The sequence below is a fragment of the Microbacterium sp. SW12 genome, assembly GCF_055391095.1.
This window is the reverse complement of the sequence record NZ_AP024335.1, coordinates 2,580,756-2,599,968: the sequence shown is the minus strand read 5'-3', so window position 1 is coordinate 2,599,968 and position 19,213 is coordinate 2,580,756. Positions and strand designations below refer to the sequence as shown.

18 protein-coding genes, 2 tRNA genes and 2 pseudogenes are annotated in these 19,213 nt (G+C 67.0%); 10 read left to right on the top strand and 12 right to left on the bottom strand.

What is annotated here, in order from left to right:
- Positions 1-28: 28 nt before the first annotated feature.
- The 4 genes from MICSW_RS13160 to MICSW_RS13145 form a co-directional block, all read right to left on the bottom strand.
- A complete protein-coding gene (locus MICSW_RS13160) occupies positions 29-790 on the bottom strand; it encodes an HNH endonuclease (protein WP_347425141.1) in 762 nt (253 codons plus the stop codon).
- Positions 778-1,398, bottom strand: coding sequence for a DUF222 domain-containing protein (locus MICSW_RS13155; protein ID WP_347425140.1), 621 nt, complete (start codon positions 1,396-1,398; stop codon positions 778-780). Before MICSW_RS13155 ends, MICSW_RS13160 begins: the two co-directional genes overlap by 13 nt.
- 146 nt (positions 1,399-1,544) lie before the next feature.
- Positions 1,545-2,396 (bottom strand): diacylglycerol/lipid kinase family protein, encoded by an 852-nt coding sequence (locus MICSW_RS13150; RefSeq protein WP_464498390.1) that lies wholly within the window; start codon positions 2,394-2,396, stop codon positions 1,545-1,547.
- Positions 2,309-2,626 carry a hypothetical protein gene (locus MICSW_RS13145; RefSeq protein ID WP_464496199.1) on the bottom strand — a complete coding sequence of 106 codons (318 nt, stop codon included), beginning with the start codon at positions 2,624-2,626 and terminating at the stop codon, positions 2,309-2,311. Before MICSW_RS13145 ends, MICSW_RS13150 begins: the two co-directional genes overlap by 88 nt.
- A gap of 62 nt (positions 2,627-2,688) precedes the next feature.
- On the opposite strand from MICSW_RS13145, the gene serS reads away from it, so the two are divergent.
- From serS to MICSW_RS13130, 3 genes are all read left to right on the top strand, one after another.
- Complete coding sequence (gene serS / locus MICSW_RS13140) at positions 2,689-3,954, top strand: serine--tRNA ligase (protein WP_347425139.1); 1,266 nt, start codon at positions 2,689-2,691, stop codon at positions 3,952-3,954.
- Positions 3,951-4,859, top strand: coding sequence for an HAD family hydrolase (locus MICSW_RS13135; protein ID WP_228178413.1), 909 nt, complete (start codon positions 3,951-3,953; stop codon positions 4,857-4,859). The genes serS and MICSW_RS13135 overlap by 4 nt, the downstream gene beginning before the upstream one ends.
- A gap of 78 nt (positions 4,860-4,937) precedes the next feature.
- Positions 4,938-5,025: transfer RNA gene (locus MICSW_RS13130), tRNA-Ser, on the top strand.
- 206 nt (positions 5,026-5,231) lie between these two features.
- Here the strand turns inward: MICSW_RS13130 and MICSW_RS13125 are convergent.
- Entirely contained in the window at positions 5,232-7,331 is a 2,100-nt protein-coding gene (locus tag MICSW_RS13125; protein ID WP_464496198.1) for a DUF4012 domain-containing protein, read from the bottom strand.
- Between the two features lie 301 nt (positions 7,332-7,632).
- Here MICSW_RS13125 and MICSW_RS13120 point away from each other — a divergent pair, with 301 nt between their 5' ends.
- From MICSW_RS13120 to MICSW_RS13110, 3 genes are all read left to right on the top strand, one after another.
- Entirely contained in the window at positions 7,633-8,919 is a 1,287-nt protein-coding gene (locus tag MICSW_RS13120; RefSeq protein WP_228178415.1) for an LCP family protein, read from the top strand.
- Positions 8,920-8,995: 76 nt separating this feature from the next.
- A tRNA-Ser gene (locus tag MICSW_RS13115) sits at positions 8,996-9,087 on the top strand.
- A gap of 62 nt (positions 9,088-9,149) precedes the next feature.
- The gene (locus tag MICSW_RS13110) at positions 9,150-9,680 is read left to right on the top strand and encodes a cupin domain-containing protein (protein ID WP_228178423.1); all 531 of its coding nucleotides are present in this window, start codon (positions 9,150-9,152) and stop codon (positions 9,678-9,680) included.
- A 35-nt stretch (positions 9,681-9,715) separates the two neighbouring features.
- On the opposite strand, the gene MICSW_RS13105 is transcribed toward MICSW_RS13110, so the two are convergent.
- Together MICSW_RS13105 and MICSW_RS13100 are read right to left on the bottom strand one after the other, a co-directional pair.
- Entirely contained in the window at positions 9,716-10,039 is a 324-nt protein-coding gene (locus MICSW_RS13105; RefSeq protein WP_464496197.1) for a hypothetical protein, read from the bottom strand.
- Between the two features lie 53 nt (positions 10,040-10,092).
- A pseudogene (locus MICSW_RS13100) lies at positions 10,093-10,530 on the bottom strand (transposase); the annotation flags it as partial.
- Between the two features lie 112 nt (positions 10,531-10,642).
- Between MICSW_RS13100 and MICSW_RS13095 the strand changes: the two are divergent.
- Positions 10,643-11,989 carry an IS256 family transposase gene (locus MICSW_RS13095; RefSeq protein WP_228481089.1) on the top strand — a complete coding sequence of 449 codons (1,347 nt, stop codon included), beginning with the start codon at positions 10,643-10,645 and terminating at the stop codon, positions 11,987-11,989.
- Here MICSW_RS13095 and MICSW_RS13090 read toward each other — a convergent pair.
- Entirely contained in the window at positions 11,973-12,551 is a 579-nt protein-coding gene (locus MICSW_RS13090) for a DDE-type integrase/transposase/recombinase (RefSeq protein WP_464496196.1), read from the bottom strand. The genes MICSW_RS13095 and MICSW_RS13090 overlap by 17 nt on opposite strands.
- On the bottom strand, positions 12,548-12,952 hold the full coding sequence (locus tag MICSW_RS13085) for a transposase (protein WP_138178340.1): 405 nt from the start codon (positions 12,950-12,952) through the stop codon (positions 12,548-12,550). The genes MICSW_RS13090 and MICSW_RS13085 overlap by 4 nt, the downstream gene beginning before the upstream one ends.
- A gap of 144 nt (positions 12,953-13,096) precedes the next feature.
- Between MICSW_RS13085 and MICSW_RS13080 the strand changes: the two are divergent.
- The 3 genes and pseudogenes from MICSW_RS13080 (at position 13,097) to MICSW_RS13070 (ending at position 15,982) form a co-directional block, all read left to right on the top strand.
- Positions 13,097-14,088, top strand: a pseudogene (locus MICSW_RS13080) (epimerase).
- Entirely contained in the window at positions 14,078-14,752 is a 675-nt protein-coding gene (locus MICSW_RS13075) for a TetR/AcrR family transcriptional regulator (RefSeq protein WP_464496195.1), read from the top strand. The pseudogene MICSW_RS13080 and the gene MICSW_RS13075 overlap by 11 nt, the downstream one beginning before the upstream one ends.
- Before the next feature lie 60 nt (positions 14,753-14,812).
- Positions 14,813-15,982 (top strand): MalY/PatB family protein, encoded by a 1,170-nt coding sequence (locus MICSW_RS13070; protein ID WP_464496194.1) that lies wholly within the window; start codon positions 14,813-14,815, stop codon positions 15,980-15,982.
- Here MICSW_RS13070 and MICSW_RS13065 read toward each other — a convergent pair.
- Genes MICSW_RS13065 through MICSW_RS13055 form a run of 3 tightly spaced genes read right to left on the bottom strand, consistent with a single transcriptional unit; the run spans position 15,979 to position 19,153 of the window.
- The gene (locus MICSW_RS13065) at positions 15,979-16,695 is read right to left on the bottom strand and encodes a glycosyltransferase family 2 protein (protein WP_228178428.1); all 717 of its coding nucleotides are present in this window, start codon (positions 16,693-16,695) and stop codon (positions 15,979-15,981) included. The genes MICSW_RS13070 and MICSW_RS13065 overlap by 4 nt on opposite strands.
- Positions 16,692-18,059: a PIG-L family deacetylase gene (locus MICSW_RS13060; protein ID WP_464496193.1), complete on the bottom strand. Its 1,368-nt coding sequence runs from the start codon at positions 18,057-18,059 to the stop codon at positions 16,692-16,694. Before MICSW_RS13060 ends, MICSW_RS13065 begins: the two co-directional genes overlap by 4 nt.
- On the bottom strand, positions 18,053-19,153 hold the full coding sequence (locus MICSW_RS13055) for an acyl-CoA dehydrogenase (protein WP_464496192.1): 1,101 nt from the start codon (positions 19,151-19,153) through the stop codon (positions 18,053-18,055). The genes MICSW_RS13060 and MICSW_RS13055 overlap by 7 nt, the downstream gene beginning before the upstream one ends.
- Positions 19,154-19,213 lie beyond the last annotated feature (60 nt).

The following is a 19,213-nucleotide window of genomic DNA, read 5'->3' as shown; positions in this document are numbered from 1 at the left end:
CCCATTCCGGCGCATCAGATCCGGCGTATCAGAAAGGTGCGGGGTCGTCCGGACCGTCTGGTGTGAAGTGCACGGAGACTGGCGGTGGATGGTCTATGTAGATCCGGCCTGTGGGTGAGGTGAACTGGATGACTCCGCCGTCGAGTTGCTGTACCTGCCAGGCGGTGAATTGCTTCATCGAGTGATGTCGCTGACAGAAGTGACACAGGTTCGAATGCTCGGTCTTCCCGCCCTTGGCGTAGTCGTCGTTGTGGTCGACCTCGCAGTTGATCGCGGGGGTGCGGCACCCGATCGTTCGGCAGTGTTGGTCGCGGGCCCGAAGCCAGCGGTCGAGCGCCGCGGGCCTGGCATACCCGTCCGCCGCCAGCACGGTGCCGGTGACCGGGTGGGTGACCAGTCGTTCCCACCAGGTCGCGCCGGCTGCGAGCTCACGTGCCGTTCCGGGATCGATGGGTGAGTGTCCGATCAGGTCCGCGGGTCCAGCGGTTTCGATGGTGTCGGTACCGGCCAGGGCGAGCGCGGGAATGACGACCTGCACCTTCGCGCGGATTGCGCCGAGAGGGCCAGGTCCGTCTCCGGCGGCGGGGTCGACGACGGGTGAACCAGCGAGCAGCAGCTGCGCGAACAGGTCAGCTCGGATCTGATCCATCGTGCGGGTATCGCCGGTGAAGACGTTTCCCTGAACGTCTGTCCCTTTTTCGGGGGCGCCCGGGCTCGGGCGGGAATCGATGACTGCGTGCGCCATCTGGGTCAGTCGGTCGTCGATGCCGACAGCGATCACCGTCGGCACCGCGCGCAGACCTCGCTCATCCCGTCGGATAGCGGCCGGATCCGCACCGCGCGCCCTTCGCGTGCTTCCTGATGGCGCTGCTGCGGGGTGCGAGGGTGCATGCGCTCGGCGAGGATCATGACCGAGGCGCGAACCCGGTTTGCCGAGTTGGTCAGGCATCGCTCGGTGGCGAGCCGGTCGAACTCGGCGCGGACTTCGGGAGGCAAAGGGGCGCCGGCCTCCACGACGAGGGTGACGTGCTGACGGGTGATCGCGCCGGTCTCGCGCGCCTCCAGCAACGCGGGGTAGTCCTCGACAAGCTGGACAGCGTCATTGATCTGGCGCTGCATCGACCTGTCACTCACCCGCGAAGCAGCGCCGAGCTCGAGCGCTATCGACCGCAGCGCCATGTCGTGCGCACGAACCTTGGCCGTCTGGCCCGCGGCTTGCTTCCGCGCTAGCTGGCCCGCGCGAGCGAGGACCCGCACGCGCGCTACTTCTTCGCGCGCGGCCCGAACCTCCGCGTCTTCGAAATCGGCGAGGATCTGGCACAGGGCGCCGAGGTCGGCATCCGTGTACCCGATCACCGGTCCGATCGACCGGTCACCCTTCCCAACATTCGAAGACATGTTCTAATCATGACAGGGGCCTCCGACATTGAACCGGTTGCCCAGCTGCCCCCGGAACATCCACGCGAAACTTCAGGCTGGGGGGGAGGGCAGCGGGCACTCACTTCGAGTGAGCACGTCCGGGTGTGATCGCGACGCTCTGCGCCCTACGCGCCGGTGATGTCGTGGCCGGAGGGGATCGCGATGACGAGGCCCTTCTGCTCGACGCGGCATTCGATCCGCACAGCCTCGCCGAATTCGTCTCCGTCGAGCTGCACGGGTTGCGCTGCCTCGGGCATGATCTCCACGGTCGTGCCGCGGGAATAGACGATCGCGTTGTCCGCGGTCCGCAGCTTCAGGAATGCCTTACTGCGGTGTAGCCGCCGGCGCAGGAACCCGTTGATCCACGCAACCCGACGCCACACGAAGAACCAGCCGAAGAACCCCTTGGGTTGGATGACCGCGACATCCAGCTGCCCATCGGCGACCGACGCCTCGGGAATGAGCGTCAAGCCGGCCGGCAGCGACCCACAGTTGGCAAAAAGCACGCTCTGCACGCGGGAGGTCCGCATCCGCTGGCCTGACACCTCGTACAGGATGCGGAACGGCTTGGCGGTCCAGAGAGAGCGGGCTGCTCCGTCGACGTAAGCGATCCAGCCGAGGCGCTTCTTGAGGTCGCTGTTCGTGTTGGCGATCATCGCGGCATCCATGCCCATGCCGCCCATAACGACGAAAGCGTGCTCGTGACGCGAGCCGTCGGCACGCCGCAGCTCGGCCATGCCCACGTCGATGGTCTCGTGATCGCCCGAGAACGTCGCGGTCACCATCGCGTCGGGCGGTGACAGCGGCAGTTGGAGGTTGCGGGCAAGGAGGTTCCCGGTTCCCGAGGGAACGATCGTCAGGGGCACGCCGGTCCCTGTGAGCGCTTCGGCTACCGCGCGGACGGTACCGTCACCACCGGCGACGAGCACGGCATCCGCACCGGCGTCGAGCGCTTCTTGCGTCGCAAGCTGACCCAGGTCATCGACTGTCGTCTCGAAAAACAGCGGGGTCCCCAGCCCGCGGCCGACGATTCGCGCTCGACCGAGGCGCGGATGGCATTCTGATCGACCTTGATCGGGTTGTAGACGAGGGCTGCGCGCTTGGCATCCCCCGGCTGAGCCTCGTGGCCGGTGACATCGACCGGCGAATCAGTGCCGGGGTCATTGGTCGACGCGGCTTCCTCGTCGGATGCGGAAGCGTGCGTCATGCACACACGATAACCCTCCCAGGCCGAGGAGCCGGTTCCGGGCGCTGTGACAGACTTATCGGGTGATCGATCCCGTGCTTCTTCGTGAGAACCCCGAGCTGGTCAAGCGCTCGCAGGAAGCTCGCGGGCACTCGTCCGAGACGGTGGATGCCGCCCTCGACGCAGACCGCGAGCGCCGCGCCGCAATCACGGCCTTCGAGGAGCTCCGTGCCGCGCAGAACGCCCACGGCAAGCGGGTCGCGCAGGCACCGAAGGATGAGAAGGCTGCACTCGTCGCCGAGGCCAAGGAGCTCAGCGCGCAGGTCAAGCAGGCCCAGCAGCGCGTGACGCTCGCCGAAGAAGCAGCAGAAGCCGCACTCTCACGCATCGAGAACATCGTCATCGACGGGGTTCCGGCTGGCGGCGAGGCCGACTTCGTGACGCTCCGCACACACGGCGAGCCCCGCACCTTCGATTTCGCACCGCGCGACCACCTCGAGATCGGTGAGATCCTCGGCGCCATCGACATGGAGCGCGGCACGAAGGTGTCGGGCAGCCGCTTCTACTTCCTCACCGGCATCGGTGCGCGCCTCGAACTGGCGATCATGCACCTCGCGCTCGACCGCGCCCTCCAGGCCGGGTTCACCCCCGTCATCCCGCCGACCCTCGTTCGGCCCGAGGTCATGCGCGGCACCGGATTCCTCGGCGCGCACGCCGACGAGATATACCACCTCGAGGAGGACGACCTCTTCCTCGTCGGCACCAGCGAGGTGCCGCTCGCCGGCTACCACATGGACGAGATCATCGATTTCGCCAAGGGGCCCAAGCGCTACGCCGGCTGGTCGACGTGCTACCGGCGCGAGGCGGGTTCGTATGGCAAAGACACTCGCGGCATCATCCGAGTGCACCAGTTCAACAAGCTCGAGATGTTCGTCTACACGAGCCTCGAGGATGCCGAGACCGAGCACCTGCGCCTCGTCGAGATGCAGGAGCGGATGCTGCAAGACCTCGGCCTCGCATACCGCGTCATCGACGTCGCCGCCGGCGACCTCGGGTCGAGCGCAGCTCGCAAGTACGACGTCGAGGCGTGGGTCCCGACCCAGGATGCCTATCGCGAGCTCACCAGCACGAGTAACTGCACGACCTTCCAGGCGCGTCGGCTCGACATCCGTCACCGCCCCGACGGAGGGAAGACGCAGCACGTGGCAACGCTCAACGGGACGCTCGCGACCACGCGCTGGATCGTCGCGCTGCTCGAGACGCACCAGCGTGAGGATGGATCCGTGACGGTGCCTGAGGTACTGCGCCCGTACCTGGGTGGGACGGAGATCCTGGAGCCGGTCGCGTGACGGATGCCGTGGTGCCGCACACCGGTGAGGTCGAGGCGGTTCCCGAGGAGGATGCCGCCGAGATCGTCGAGGAACTCGCCGAAGAGACCGAACACCACCCCGGGAGCACGCCGCGGCTGCTCATCGCGCTAGATATCGATGGCACCGTGCTGCTCGAGGATGAGACCCTGAGTCCCGGCGTCGTCGAGGCTGTCGAGCATGCTCGCCGCGCGGGGCACGAGGTCATGCTCGCGACCGGTCGCTCGTGGGCGAGCACGCGTGGAGTCGTGCGCGTCCTCGAGATCGAACCCGACTACGTCGTGTGCTCGAACGGCACCGTCATCCTCAAGAAGATCGAGGGGGATGAGGTCCGCTACGAGCAGGTGCACACCGAGACTTTCGACGCGACAGAGGTCGTCACGCTGCTGCGTGAGCACCTGCCCGACGCGAAGTACATGGTCGAGCTCGAGGACGGCAGCCGCCTCTATACCGAGGAGCTCGATGACTGGAACCTGCTCGGTGCTCGCCGCGTCGCGTTCGATGAGCTCACCCGTGAGCCGGTGTGCCGCGTCGTTGTCGTCTCGCCCGATCACGCTGAGGGGGACTTCGTCGACCTCGTTGCGCAGGTCGGCCTGAACGAGGTCTCGTACGCGATCGGGTGGACCGCCTGGCTCGACATCGCCCCGCCCGGCATCGACAAGTCGACGGCGCTGGAGATGGTGCGCGAGTGGCTCGGCTTCGACCCGCATGAGGTGCTCGTCATCGGTGACGGCCGCAACGACCTGGGCATGTTCGCCTGGGCCCTGGAGAACGGCGGTCGCGCGATCGCGATGGCGCAGGGTCCGCAGGAAGTGCTCGACGCGGCCGGAGAGATCACGTCATCCGTTCACGAGGGCGGAGTCGCGGCGATTCTTCGCGCGCTCTGAACCTTCGCGGCGAGAACGTCGTCGGGGTGGTCGGATAGAGTGGACGCCGTTCGCTGGATGCCGCGTGCGGCGTCATCGGGAGGGTTGTCCGAGCGGCCGATGGACCTGGTCTTGAAAACCAGTGGGCAGCAATGTCCCGTGGGTTCGAATCCCACACCCTCCGCCATCGGAAGAGGCGTCGCCCGGAGGGCGGCGCCTCTTCCGATTCTCGGGCGCGGCGGGTTCGAGCCCTTGGGTGGGCCGCCGGCCGAGAAGTGGGCGCGTTCTGCCGCATCCTGCACCAATAGCGACCATGTGCGCCAATCTTCAGCATGGTTGCCGACGATATGCGCCCACCTTCGCCAGGGCGTGAGCGCGTGAGGCGCGGCGGGGTCAGCCGATCTTCGACAGGGAGATGTTCGTCGAGCCTTCGGGGCTGGCGAACAGGCTCGCGCAGTTCGCATCCACTGTGACCTGGGTGTCGTTCGCGCCCGGAGTGTGACGCAACTGCAGCGGACCGAGGGGTCCGTCGGGGAGCTGGACCTCGTACGACACCGTGCGCGACTTGCCCATCGGTAGGAGCAGGGTGCGACTCAGCCCCTCGTTTCCGTGGTCGACTCCCGAGCGATCGTGGAACGTGCCATCCTGCCGGTCGCCCCGCTTCGGGTCGGTCCAGAGGATCTCGCCGCCGGGCGGGGCGAAGAAAAGCACGTCGAGCATCATGGTGCGTCGGTCGAGACCGCGACCGATGTTGCGCAGGCCCAGCGTGTAGTTGCTTGAGATGTCCGGCGGAACGCTGCTGTGCAGGTTCATGGTGACTGTGATCGTGCGCTCGTCGACGTTGCACGTTGCGTGCTGGTCGTATGACAGGTGGTAGTTGAGCTTGCCGATCGAGTAGTCGTTGAAGTAGATGCCGAGCTGCGTGGCATCCGTGTTGTCTTCGCGGAGTGTCGCATCGAGGCCGTACTCCGTCGCGAACGCTTCGAGGCCGGGGTCGTCGAACCACATCTGAATGCGACCCTCGCTGGCGCTACGAACGAGCTGATCCCACATCGCGCCGAACTCCCAGTTGCCGCTGGTGAGGGCGCTGAACATCTTCGAGGTCACCTCGTTGAAGAACGCGTCCATCGCGGCGTTGTTGTCGCCGTATCGCTCGTACGGCTCGCTCATCAGGAGCGCACCCGTGTTCTCAGGGGTGACTTGCTCTCCCGAATCGAGGGTGAGGGGACCGGTCGCCTCCAGAAGGTGGGCAAGCACGATCGGGTCGATGGAGATCGCACCATCGAACGTCGGCAGGTCCTCCCACTCGCGGGTCGCCTGGAAGAGGTCAACGGCGCGCGGGAAATCCGGGGTCATCGTGAAGTTAGACGACCAGTTGTCGAGCTCCGGAGGGTAGAGCGATCGAACCGTCCGAGGGAAGGTGATGAGGGAGCCGTTCTCAGTGTCGAAACCCAGCGACGGAAGCCGCGAGTACATTAGATCGACGCCGTTGTCTTGGCCGACGAGTTCGGCCTGCCCGTTGTCCACTTTGAAAATCAGCCAGTGGGCGACCCCGCCGCCGGTCGCACGGATCTCGGCGGGGGTTTGGATCATGACTTGATACAGCATCGGCCCATTGGCGCCGGCCGCCTGCAGCAGCGCAGGAAGGTTCTCTTGCGCGACCTTGAGGATCGGCACTGCCTGGTCGAGAAGCCCAACCATCTCGTCCATCGGCTCGTAGACGGCGGGTAGGACATCCGTGCGATCCATGCTCGCAGCGATCGCTGCGGCATCCTCGAACGACGAAATGATGGTCGGCAGCACCGTCTCGGCCTCGAGGAACGGTTGCAGGTTGATGCCGAGGCTTCCCTCGGCGCGCTGCTCATCGACGTTCGCGGCAGCGACCATGTTCACGACGGGTGGGATCGACTGGCTCGCGATCGTGTTGACCGCTTCGGCAACCGTGCGCACCGCAAGGACGTTGTTCCCGATGCGGGAGAGCGTGGATGCCAGATCCCAGAGTGGACCGTTCGCGGTCTCGGACGCGCGCTGGGTGCGAGCGACGATCTCATCGCCAGCATGCTGGAGGGTGTCGGTGTTGCCCGACACGGCGGCCTCTGCCAGTCCACCCAGCTGCGACTTGACGGTTTCGAGGTCATCGCGCACCTCGAGCACCTGGAGTGCGAAGACGCCGCCGACGATGACGGAGCCGACCAGGACCAGGCCGAGGGGGCTCAGGGCGATCCAGAACGTCCGCCATCCGCGGCGCCGGCGCGACGCCCCGGATTCGGGCGCGGCGTGACGGGCAAGCGGCCTCGCCGGACTTCTCCGCGTCCGTGCGTCTCGCCGGGTCATCGGGGCCGAGGGGGCGACGGATGACGCACTCGACCGGGTTCGCGGTAGGACGCCCTGCGGGTCTGACGAACGGCGCGCACGCAGGGCAGGCGCGTTGCTTGAGGAGGGCTCGCCTTCCGGGACGGAATCGGCCTGCCGGTCGCCGTCAACGGTGGTCACGGCGCTGATGTTACCGGTGCAGCCTTGCGTAAAAGCCGAGCGCAGCCCGTGAAAGCCGGAAAGGATGCTGTGCATCGCATATGTGTCTCAGAATCGCCGCTGAGCATGCCCACAGTGCATGCTCAGCGGGCATGGCATAACCTACCTTTCTTAAGGCATCCGTTCTTCGGCTTCGCTAACACCCGACGTCCTCCAGGACAACAACCCGTGACCGGACGGCGTCGCGCAGAGCCGAGGCGCAGCCTTGCGCGGCCCACCCCGCCGACTGGGTGCGTTGCGATCGTCGTCGGAAGGGAACTTTGTGAGCAAGACAGCACCGCAGCGCGGCCGCCACACGGTGGCCCGTCATGGGGCGCTGAAGTCGCCGCATCCGTTCTCGGTCTTCATGAAGGCACTCGGCATTGTCGTTGCCGTCGTCCTCGTTTCGGGTACAGGGGTTGCCGCCTACACGGTCTACGACCTGGCCGCCAGCTACGCCACCGAGAACACGGTCGAGCTCGAAGAGCAGGTCGTCGTTCCGCCCGACATTGGCGCGATCGAGGGCGGCGTGAACCTCTTCGTTGCAGGCACTGACGCCTGTGAGCCGGAGTTCGCGGCGATCTTCGGCGACCGCTGCTCGGGTTCCGATTCCGAGGGCGAGCTCAACGACGTCAACATGCTCGTGCACATATCGGATGCTCCGCGCCGGGTCACCGTGATCTCTTTCCCTCGCGATCTCATGATCCCGATTCCCTCGTGCGATCGGGGCGACGGATCGACGTCCTCGGCAATGAGCAAGCAGCCCCTGAACTCGGCGTTCTACGCGGGCGGTGGCGCGGACGGCGGCGGCCTCTCGTGCGTCGTCAAGACCATTTCGCAATTGAGTGGTCAGAGCATCCCGTTCGCTGCGAAGGTCACCTGGGGTGGCGTGATCAACATCACCGACGCGATCGGTGGGGTCGACGTTTGCGTCCAAGGTGGCATCAGCGACCCGCTCGCCGGCCTCTACCTGCCCGACGGAATCTCGACAGTCTCGGGAACCCAGGCACTCGCTTTCCTCCGGACCCGCAAAGGCGTCGGTGACGGATCGGATCTCGGCCGGATCAGCAACCAGCAGCAGTACATGTCGAGCCTTGCCAAGAAGCTCGTCAGCGAGAACGTGCTCTCGGACCCGGCGACGCTTTACCGCCTCGCGACCGTGGCGATCGACAACATTACGAAGAGCTCGAGCCTCACCAACCCCCTGACGCTCGTGCAGATCGCGCTTGCGATCAAGGATGTTCCGTTCTCGGACATTGTCTTCGTTCAGTACCCCGTGAACGGCGACCCGGACGACCCGAACAAGGTCGTGCCGAACTACGCCGCGGCAGACCAGCTGTGGGCAGCACTCGAGGCCAACGCGCCGCTCGAGCTCACCGGCAAGGCTGGAGCGAACGGGAGCGTTGTCGATGTCACGCCGACCGAGGAGCCCGCGCCTGAGCCCACCGCGGATCCGAACGCCACGGCCGCGCCCACGGAAGCGCCGGCTCAAGACGCCGCGGTTCTTCCGAACTCGATCAGCGGCTCGACGGCTGCGCAGACCACCTGCTCGGTCGGAAACCTCGGCTGACGGCATCCATTCGTCGCGGCGGACCGCAGCGGTTAGTATTGACGAGGTCATCCGCCCGATTCGGGCACGGATGCCTGGAGACGTCGCATAGTCAGGCCTAGTGCACCACCCTGCTAAGGTGGAGTCCCCTCACGGGGACCGAGGGTTCAAATCCCTCCGTCTCCGCCACTTTTCCTGAACGTAGCTGAGCTGATCTCTTCTCGAAGCGGCATGCGGGCACGATGGAGCATGTGACACATCATCCTCGAGCCGACGAGTGGATTGAGCGGCTGGGACTGCGCGTGCTCGAGGGTGAATCGGGGTGGTGGGCTCCCGCCTTCCGTTCGGATGTGGAAGTCCGAACTGCCGACGGCGCGGCGTCTCCAGCCGCGAACGCAATCTATTACCTGCTCGACCCTCGTCGCCCCATCAACGCGTGGCATTGGCTTGCTGTCGATGACACCCACGTCATCGTCGACGGTGGTCCGGTCGAGTACGTGGTTGTGGATAGCGACGGTGCGGTGACCAGGTCGGTGGTGTCTCGGGAGACGCGGCCGATGATCACTGTCCCGGCCGGATCCTACAAAGCACTTCGACTCGTCGACTCCGCGGGCTTTGCGTTGATCTGTTCAGTTGTCACGCCGGCCTGGACTCCCGAAAGGGTCCGAATCGAACCGCCGGCGCAAATCATGCGGCCCTCATGGCTCGACGACCTCACGATGTCTGAGCTGACGACCGGGAACGTGAGTGCTCCGGGGCGTCCTGACCGGCCGCTGACCTGATCAGGGGTACAAGCCTTCGGCCCGGCGAACTTCAGTCACGTCGCGACATCATCGGCTGTCCGACTCATCAATGCCTCCTCGAGCCGATCGACGAGCAGGACGAAGGCGTCAGCGCCACGCTGCTCTTCGGTGCGTTTGTTGCGTGTTCCTCCGGGGAGGAAGCTGCGCATGTCCTCGGCGTGCAGCTCGGCCGTTATCCGTCCGAGCGCGTGCACGAGCGCCGCGCCGCTATCGCCTGCCAGTTTGCCTCCAAAGCTGGTCATGCCGGCGGACTCTTCGGAGTTCTCCATCAGGGCCGTGATCGCTTCGAGAAGCAGTTCGGCGGGTTCGTCTTCCACAAGGACATCAGTGATCGTCATGACGGCACGCTATGTCGTGCCGGAAAGTGTCAAGGCGGGTGAGACAGATTCCGTCAGGCGGTCTGTATGAGGGCCTCCTGTGAGGGCTGGTTGATCCAGGCGGCCTCGGGCAGCTTGGGCGCCTGGGGTCGGCGGTGGCCGAAGCGCTCGGGACGGGCGGCGTAGGCCGCGTCCAGGGTGGCCTGGCGCTGGGCGCGGACCTGCCCGGCGGTGCCGAAGTGGACGCTGGCGGGGGTGTGCAGCCCGATCCCGCAGTGGCGGTGCTCGTGGTTGTAGTAGGCGAAGAACTGCTCGGCGAACGCGCCGGCGTCGGCCAGGGACCCGAAGCGCTCGGGGAAGACCGGGGCGTACTTCAGCGTCTTGAACGCCGCCTCGCTGTAAGGGTTGTCGTTCGACACGTGCGGGCGGGAGTGCGACCTGGCCACCCCGAGGTCGACGAGCAGCTGAGCGACCGGTTTGGAGGTCATCGAGGTCCCGCGGTCGGCGTGGATCGCCTCCGGCACGCCATGGATGCCCATGGCGTGCTCGAGCAGGTTCTTGGCGGGGGGTGTCAGATGGTCTGTGTGAGTGGGGTTCACCTCGAAGGAGAACATCATGGAGACCATGGCTATCAGTCCGGAGCGCGAGGAGCGCAGGCGTCGGCAGAAGGAGCTCGCTGATCAGTTGAAGTCGTCGGGTGCGATGGATGAGATCTTCGCGAAGATCGATGCCGGCACCCCGCTGACGGGCGATCAGGGGCTGCTCGGTGGCATGCTGAAGGCCGCGCTGGAGCGGGGCCTGGACGCGGAGCTGACCGAGCACGTCGGGTACGAGCGTGGTGATGCGGAAGCGTCGCTGTATCCGAACTCCCGCAACGGCACGACGCCGAAGACGGTGTCGACCGAGATCGGTGAGATCGACCTATCGGTCCCGCGGGATCGGAACGGGTCGTTCACCCCGATGCTCGTCCCGAAGGGGCAGCGCCGGCTGGATGGGCTGGACGGGATGATCATCTCGCTCTATGCCGGCGGGATGACCATCCGCGATATCCAGCATCATCTCGCGAACACGATCGGCACCGAGCTCAGCCATGAGACGATCTCGAAGATCACCGACCAGGTCGCCGACGAGGTCCTCGCGTGGCAGACCCGCCCATTGGAAGCGTTGTATCCGGTGATCTATCTCGACGCGATCATCGTGAAGATCCGTGACGGCGGTCACGTGCGCAACAAGGCCGCGCATATCGCCGTCGGGGTCGACATGGACGGGATCAAGCACGTCCTGGGTATCTGGGTGCAGGCCACCGAAGGCGCGAAGTTCTGGGCATCGGTCTGCGCCGAGCTTGCCAACCGTGGCATCCGCGACGTGCTGATCGTCTGCACCGACGGGCTCACCGGATTTCCCGAGGCGGTCGCGGCGACGTGGCCGCAAGCGACCGTGCAGACCTGCGTGGTCCACCTGATCCGCGCGGCGATGCGGTTCGTGAACTACAAAGACCGCAAAGCCGTCGCCGCCGCGCTGAAACCGATTTACACCGCGGTGAACGAGGACGCCGCGCTCGAAGCGCTCGAGGCGTTCAGCGACTCCGAGCTCGGCCGCCGCTACCCCTCGGCGGTGAAGACGTTCCAGGACGCCTGGGACCGGTTCACCCCGTTCCTGGCGTTCCCGCCCGAGCTGCGCCGCGTGATCTACACCACCAACGCGATCGAGTCGCTGAACTACCAGCTGCGGAAAGTGACGAAATCGCGGGGTCACTTTCCCAACGACGCCGCCGCGGTCAAGCTGCTCTGGCTGGCGATCTGCGACATCGAAGACAAGCGCGCCCGAGAACGCGAGAAGGAACGCGGGCGCCCCTCCAGCCAGCGAAAAGCTTCCGGCCGACTCATCGAGGGCAACGTGACCACGAACTGGAAACAAGCCCTCGAACAACTCGCACTCGCCTACCCCGACCGCATCACCCCCTACCTCTAACCACCAACACCAACCCGCTTACACAGAAGACTTGACAAGCCCTCTTGGCGATCTCGGCGTCCTCGCGGGCCGCGATGGTCCAGCCCACGACGAACCTGGAGAAGATGTCGAGCACGACGTACAGGTCGTAGTACACGCCCCGCTCCGGCCCCTTGAGCTTTGTGATGTCCCAACTCCACACCTGCCCCGGCGCCGTCGCGACGAGCTCGGGCCGGGTCCGGGGCGGGTGGCTCGCCTGCCGGCGCCGTTCCCCGGCCATGTCGTGCTCGCGCAGGATCCGGTGCATCGTGGACATCGAGCACAGGTAGGTGCCCTCGTCCAGCAGCGTGGCCCAGACCTGGGCGACCGACTTGTCCGCGAACCGCTGGCTGGTCAACACGGCCAGCACGTGGGCCCGCTCGGCGGCGGACAGCTTGTTCGCCGGTGCCGGCCGCGGTGTCCGTGGACGTGGCGGTGGCGGGTTCTTGGCCCGGTAGTGACTGGCGCGGGAGCGACCCAGCAGCGCGCACGCAGCCGCGGTGCCGACGTGCTCGGCCAGCCCGTCGACGGCCGGGTTGATCACCGCGGCGACCGCGGCGGCTTGTCCGCGCTCTCGGAGAGCGTCTCCAAGAGCGCGTGTGCTTTTCCCATCAGGTCCAGCGCCGCCCTGGTCTTGGCCAGCTCGGCCTCGGCCTTCTCCGCCCGGGCCCGTAGCGCCTGCAGCTCCCGCTCGCGCCGGTCCCGCGGCTTGCTGCCCAGCCCGGACAGCGAGCCGGCGGCCGCGGCCTTGCGCCACTCGATGATGTGGGAGGTGTACAGGCCCTCCCGGCGCAGGATCTCCCCACGCCCAGAGCGGTCCGCGGCGTCGTACTCGGCCAGGATCGCCGCTTTGAACTCGGCGGTGAACGTCCGCCTCTTGGGCCGGTCAGCACGAGGAGCCATAGCCCCATCATCGGTGCCGACGTCAGCAACCGTCATCGTCATCTCAGTATTGGTCCGTTCTCGCCCCGTGCAGTGCGAAGGTCAGCAGTGCTGGTGTCTCACCCCATCCTGACGCACAGGGTGCATCCGACAGCGATAGAGTTCTTCAGTTTCTGAACACGTTCAGAAAAGCGCTATCGTCGATGTATGGACACCGAGAGGCGGCAGGTCGCCGTGATCGCCGGCGGCAGCGGCTTCGTCGGACGAGCCGTTGTTCAGGCGCTCGCCGAAGACGGCTACGCGGTCCGTCAGATCGGGCGAACTGCGCCGGTCCAGTGGCACGATGCCGCGGCCCTGGCGCGCGCGGTCGACGGTGCAGACGTGGTCATCAACCTCGCGGGTAAGTCCGTGAACTGTCGCTACACGGACCGCAATCGCGCCGGCATCCTGAACTCGCGGGTCGAGACGACGCGAGCGCTGCGCGAGGCCATTGCGACGGCGGAGCGACCGCCGCGGGTCTGGATGAATGCCTCCACGGCGACGATCTACCGTCACTCCACCGATCGACCAAACGCCGAGTCGGACGGTGAGATCGGCTCGGGGTTCTCGGTAGATGTCGCAACGTCGTGGGAGCGCGAGCTCTTCGCCGGCTCGCTTCCCGACACACGCCGGGTTGCGCTGCGGATGGCGATCGTCATCGGCGACGGTCCGGCGACCCGGATGCTGCTGAACCTCGCCCGGTGGGGGCTGGGCGGCACGCAGTTCGACGGATGGTGCCCCCGCACCACCGCTACCGCGGCATCGGTGACCAAACGACCGGCCCGGCGCGGGCGCCCTGGTACCGCACTCGCGGACGCCAGAGATTCAGTTGGGTGCACATCGACGATGTCGTTGCGGCCGTGCGCTTCATCCGTGACGACCCGCGCATGTCGGGTCCCGTGAACGTCGCCTCGCCCCATCCGAGCGACAATCGCACCCTCATGCGAACGCTGCGCAGCGTGGTCGGTGCGCCGGTCGGGCTGCCCGCCCAGCGCTGGATGCTGGAAGCCGCGATGTGGGTGCTGCGCACCGAGCCCGAGCTGGTCCTGAAGAGTCGGTGGGTCGTGCCGCAGGCCCTGAGCGATGCCGGCTTCACATTCGGGCACACCGACCTGCGAGCAGCGCTCGTCGACGCGAAGGAGGCGATCGATGCCAGCTGAGGTTCGACACACGAAGGGTGAGCGCACCCGTGAGCGCATCCGCTCCGCGGCGCTGCGATCATTTCGCGAGAACGGGTACGACGCGACGACGATCCGGGGGCTGGCCGACGAGCTGGGGATGTCGGTGGGGGCGACGAACTACCACTTCGCGTCGAAGAATCACCTCATCCAGGAGCTGTACCTCGACGTGCAGGAGCGGCACCGGGCCGCGGCTCAGCCGCTCCTCGCCGACGCGACCGACCTGATCGAGCGTCTGCGGATCGTCTTCGAGACCGGACTCGATCAGCTCGAGCCCTACCACGCCCACGCGGGAGAGTTCCTCTCGGCGGCGGTCTCGCCGCGGTCGCCCATCAATCCGCTGTCCGTGGAATCGGCCCCAGCCTTAGCAATCGTCGAGGGGTTGTTCGCGGAGGCGATCGATGGCGCGGCACCGACGCGGCTAACCAACGACGTGCGGCAGCGGATGCCGGACGCGCTCGTTCTCGCGCACCTGCTGCTCGCGCTGTTCTGGGTCTACGACACCTCGGAGGGCCGCCAGCGCACGATGCTCCTGCTCGATCGAGCGTTGAGGCTGCTCTCGGCGGTGCTGCCGCTTGCTCGCCTTCCACTCGTTCGCGGCGCGGTAGCAGAGGTGCTCGCCCTCGTCGGCAGCATCCGCGCCTGAGGGCCCGCCGTCGGTGGCGCGAGCTATCGTGGGAGCGGCCACGAGCAGGAAGAGCGCGCAATGACCGACTTCGCCCGGCGCATGGACGCCATCACGATCGAGCAGCTTCGCGCGACGGGCGCGACGAAGTGGTCGGCGACGGATGGCTCCATCGGCGCCTTCGTTGCCGAGATGGATTTCGGCATCGCCCCCGCCATCACCGCCGCCCTTCACGCTGCGGTCGATGAGGGCGCCTTCGGGTACATGCCGCAGCGCATCGCCGCTGACCTCTCGGATGCGACAGCAGAGTTCCTCGAGCGCCGCTACGGCTGGAGTGTGCCCGCGAGCGACGTGTGGGGCATCCCGGATGTCATCATGGGCCTCGAACTCGCGATGCAGCACTGCTCGGTGCCGGGCTCCAAGATCATCGTTCCCACTCCCTCTTACATGCCGTTCCTCATGGTGCCGCCAATGCGCGGCCGCGAGGTCATCGAGATGCCGCTCGCGATTCGCGACGGACGCTACGAATTCGACCTCGACGCGCTGCAGCGGGCGTTCGACGAGGGAGGCAACCTGCTGCTCCTGTGCAACCCGTACAACCCGGTGGGTCGCGTGTTCGCGAGAGACGAACTGATCGGGATCGCCGAGGTCGTCGACCGAAACGGCGGGCGCGTCTTCTCGGACGAGATCTGGGCGCCGCTCGTCTTCTCAGGCGCCACCCATATCCCGTACGCGACGGTGACACCGGCTGCTGCCGAGCACACCATCACTGCCATGAGCGCCTCGAAAGCCTGGAATCTCCCCGGTCTGAAGTGCGCGGAACTCGTGCTCACGAGCGACCGTGACCGCGAGACGTGGGAGCGCATCGGGCGGTTCTCGGGGCACGGCACGAGCAACCTCGGCGCGATCGCCAACGCCGTCGCTTTCCGCAGCGGGGATGCGTGGCTTGCCGACCTCGTGCCCTACCTCGAGGGCAATCGTGATCGGCTGCTCTCGCTCCTTGCCGAGCATCTTCCGGGGGCATGGATGCCGAAACCGGAAGGCACGTACGTCGGGTGGATCGACTTCCGCGGCGCCGGAATCGACGACCTGCCCGCGGAGTACTTCGCGCGGGAAGCCTCCGTCACTCTCACTGAGGGGACGATGTGCGGCCAAGCCGGGGCAGGGTTCGCGCGCCTCATCTTCGCGACCCCCACGCCCGTGCTCGATGAGATCGTTCGCAGGCTCGCCGCAGCGACGCCAGCGCGCTAGACCGGCTCGGGAGTGACCGCTCCGAGACCCCGATGCTGATCCCGGAGGTACGCCGCATAGCCGCCGGGAGTACGTCCGACGAACCGCCCAGAGGTGATGACCTCGGCCCCGTCGCTGGCGACGACGTGCGCTCCCGCCGCGCGGCAGCGATCGACCAGCATCACGTCTTCGTGCTCCGAGGCATCGCTGAAGCCTCCGGCCGCACGATAGACATCGGCCCGCACACCGAGGTTCGCCCCGTGCACGTGCCCGTTCGGACGGCCCGGCTCATGTGTGTCGAGCCACAGCTGCCGGTGCTGCGGGGTGAGGTCGGCGAAGTCCGGCCGCACGGTGCCGATGACCAGGTCGGCACCCTCGCGGGCAAGGTCAAGCTGAAGGGTGAGCCAGTTCGGTGGCACGACCGAGTCCGCGTCGGTGTTGGCGATCCAGGTGTGCCGGTCGATGGCTGGCGCCAGGCTTGTGAGCGCGGCGGTGACCCCGACCGAGCGGGCGGCGCCAACGGAGCCCGCTCCGATCTCGATGACGGCGAACGGATGCCGCCGCGCGACCGCTACCGACCCGTCGGTGCTGGCATCGATCACGACGACGACCGCGCACGGCACGCGGACCCGCGCGACGGCGGCTTCCAGCGCGTGCAGACACCGGGACAGAAGCTGTTCTTCGTTGTGGACCGGGATGACGACGGCAAGTGCGCGGATGCTGGAGCCGATCACGCCAGCCCCTCCCGCGCGGCCACCGACTCGACATCCGCGCCGCCGAAGACCTCGAGTACGAAGTCGTCCTCTTCGTGGAGCACGATCCTGCGCCATCCGGGCACCCGTCGCAGGGTGTGGTGCACACGATCGCCGGTGGACGGGTATTCCGCGACCGGATGCCGCCAGTGGCACGCGACGACGATGCCGTCCGCGGTGAGCGCAGCGTCGATTCGACGGATGAGCGTATCCAGATCGGCCGCGTCGAAGTAGTAGCCGACTTCGGAGAGCACGACGGTGTCGAACTCTCCCTCCGGCCACTCTGTCGGCACATGCGCGCGCGAGATCGTCACGTGATCCGCGCCGGCCAACCGGCGGCTCGCGCGATCGACCGCGCGGGCTGACGCGTCAACGGCGATGACCCGGTCGGAGCGAGCCGCAAGCGACGCGGTCAACAGACCCGTGGCGCATCCGATCTCAAGAACACTGCCGAGGTTCGGGGCCGGCAGCGCTGCAAGCAGGACTGCGCGCTTTCGCTCCTCGTACCACCGTGTCTCGAAACCCCACGGGTCGTCGTGACGCGCGTAGAAGTCCTCGAAGAACCTCGACCGGAGAGTTGCCCGGTCGCCGGGGTCCTCGGCGAGGAAGACCTCTCGGTCGCGGGTGAAGTGAGCGTGGAATCTCGGCGGCACGATTGCCTCGTCGCCCGGCTCGTTTGAGAGGGCCTTCACCTGAGACGTGTGAGCTCGCAGGGCAGCACCCTTACGTGTCAGTTCGTCCTCGGTCAGCTGCACCGCGAGCGCCAGAGACCAGGGAACATCCTCGGGAGTGCCCCAATGCCACATCCAGATCGGATACCCGAGCTGACGCACACCGCGAACTGACGCGACGTTGCGCACGGCACCGGCAGCTTCCCGGTGATCGCGGTGTCCGTCTCCCGACCAGGGGGCGACGACCAGCGTCTGGGCCGGCGCGGCATCCGTCGCATCCAGCGCCGCCGCGACGGCATCCTCGACGACGCTCGCGTGCGTGCCCACCTCGCCATCGGGGATCGACAGGAACTGCACGCGTGCTCCAGGAGCCAGAAGCGATAGCGCTTCGATGACCTCGAGACGCCGCTTTGCGCGGAGGGAATCGGGGGAGTGCGTTCTCGATCCCGGGTGAGAGCCCTCACCGTCGGTGGCGACGATGACACTCACCCGGCCTCCCTGGCCTGCAACGCGGGATATCAGTCCCCCGGCGCCGAGGGTCTCGTCGTCGGGGTGGGCGGCGATAACGACCAGCTCGTCGGGGAGGGACTCCAGCGGCGGCGCGGAGATCAGGCGAGTATCGGCGAGCCACCGTTCCTCGGCGGTGCCATCGTCGAGGTGGCTGAAGGTCACCACGCGGCACGCTGCCGAGCTGCTTCGCGACCGATCCGCGCCACATCGCGGAGCCCGTGATGCTGCTGGATGTAGAGGTGAAGGTCGGCGCTTGACCGGGCGAACTGCTCGTCACGGGTGAGGGGGCTCGGACCGAGAGCCTCGGCGGATTCGGTGAGGGTGAGAGCGGCGGCATCGACCACGACGGCGCGCACGCGTTCACTCAACAGTCGCTCGCCCACTCGGGTCGAGCGGCCATCGTCCAGGAGCTCGGCTGCTTCGGCGAGCACGGCGCGGGCCGTCCAGAGGGACGCATCGACGCGGCCGAGATGGACGAGTGCGAGCTGGTCGGCATCCGCCGATTGTGCGGGAGTCAGGAGCCGTCGGGCGATGCCGGACGCCGCCCCCCACCAGCACGCCGCTACGGACATCCCGCCCCAGGCGAAGCCCGGGCGCTCCAGATACCAGCCCGGTGGTCCGATGGGGACAGCCGGAGCATCGTCGAAGTCGACGGGTGCGCTCACGACCTGAGTCAGCCCGCGCGCCACCCACGGCCCGTCGTGGGCTCGAACACCATCCGCGCGAAGGTCGACCGCGAACAGTGCGCGTCGCCCGTCGTCGAGGGATGCCGTCACGAGCGCGCGGGACAGGTGTGACGCGAGCGAGCACCACGGCTTAGAGCCCCGCAGGGTCCACCGTGCCGCTGACTCCTCGGCGCGGAGGCGATGATCGGGGCTCTCGGCCGCGAACACTCCCCACGTGTCCTCGGGTCGGACCAGATCTGACCTGTCGGCCTGATTCAGGATGGTCAGTGCGTCCAGGTGCGGCTCCAGAATGCGCGCCGCGCCCACGTCTATCGCAGCGGTGGCGGCAAGAAGCTCCCACAGCTCTGCCGTACGCCCCTCGCCGACGCGCGGCGCCCACTCCCCGACGTCCACGCACCAGTCGAGAGTCTCGTCGAGGTCCATGCCGAACCCACTGATCTCGGCCGCCGACGCGAGAGCACGACCAACCTGCGCGGTCGTTGCGCTCGGGTGCGGACTGAGAGTCACGTGCCGGACGTCGCCCGAGCGCGCGACCGGGTGAGTCGCGATGTCCGAATCGATGATGATGGTCAACCTCCAGCGGGGAGCCTAGACGGGATGCCTGCCCGGCGAACGAGGCTTGACATCGGATGA

Coding starts and splice junctions, on each gene's coding strand:
- MICSW_RS13145 (WP_464496199.1), bottom strand. CDS start 2,626: ATGACGCACGCTTCCGCATCCGACGAGGAAGCCGCGTCGACCAATGAC.
- MICSW_RS13095 (WP_228481089.1), top strand. CDS start 10,643: ATGGCTATCAGTCCGGAGCGCGAGGAGCGCAGGCGTCGGCAGAAGGAG.
- MICSW_RS13155 (WP_347425140.1), bottom strand. CDS start 1,398: ATGTCTTCGAATGTTGGGAAGGGTGACCGGTCGATCGGACCGGTGATC.
- MICSW_RS13070 (WP_464496194.1), top strand. CDS start 14,813: ATGACCGACTTCGCCCGGCGCATGGACGCCATCACGATCGAGCAGCTT.
- MICSW_RS13105 (WP_464496197.1), bottom strand. CDS start 10,039: ATGACGATCACTGATGTCCTTGTGGAAGACGAACCCGCCGAACTGCTT.
- MICSW_RS13075 (WP_464496195.1), top strand. CDS start 14,078: ATGCCAGCTGAGGTTCGACACACGAAGGGTGAGCGCACCCGTGAGCGC.
- MICSW_RS13085 (WP_138178340.1), bottom strand. CDS start 12,952: ATGACGATGACGGTTGCTGACGTCGGCACCGATGATGGGGCTATGGCT.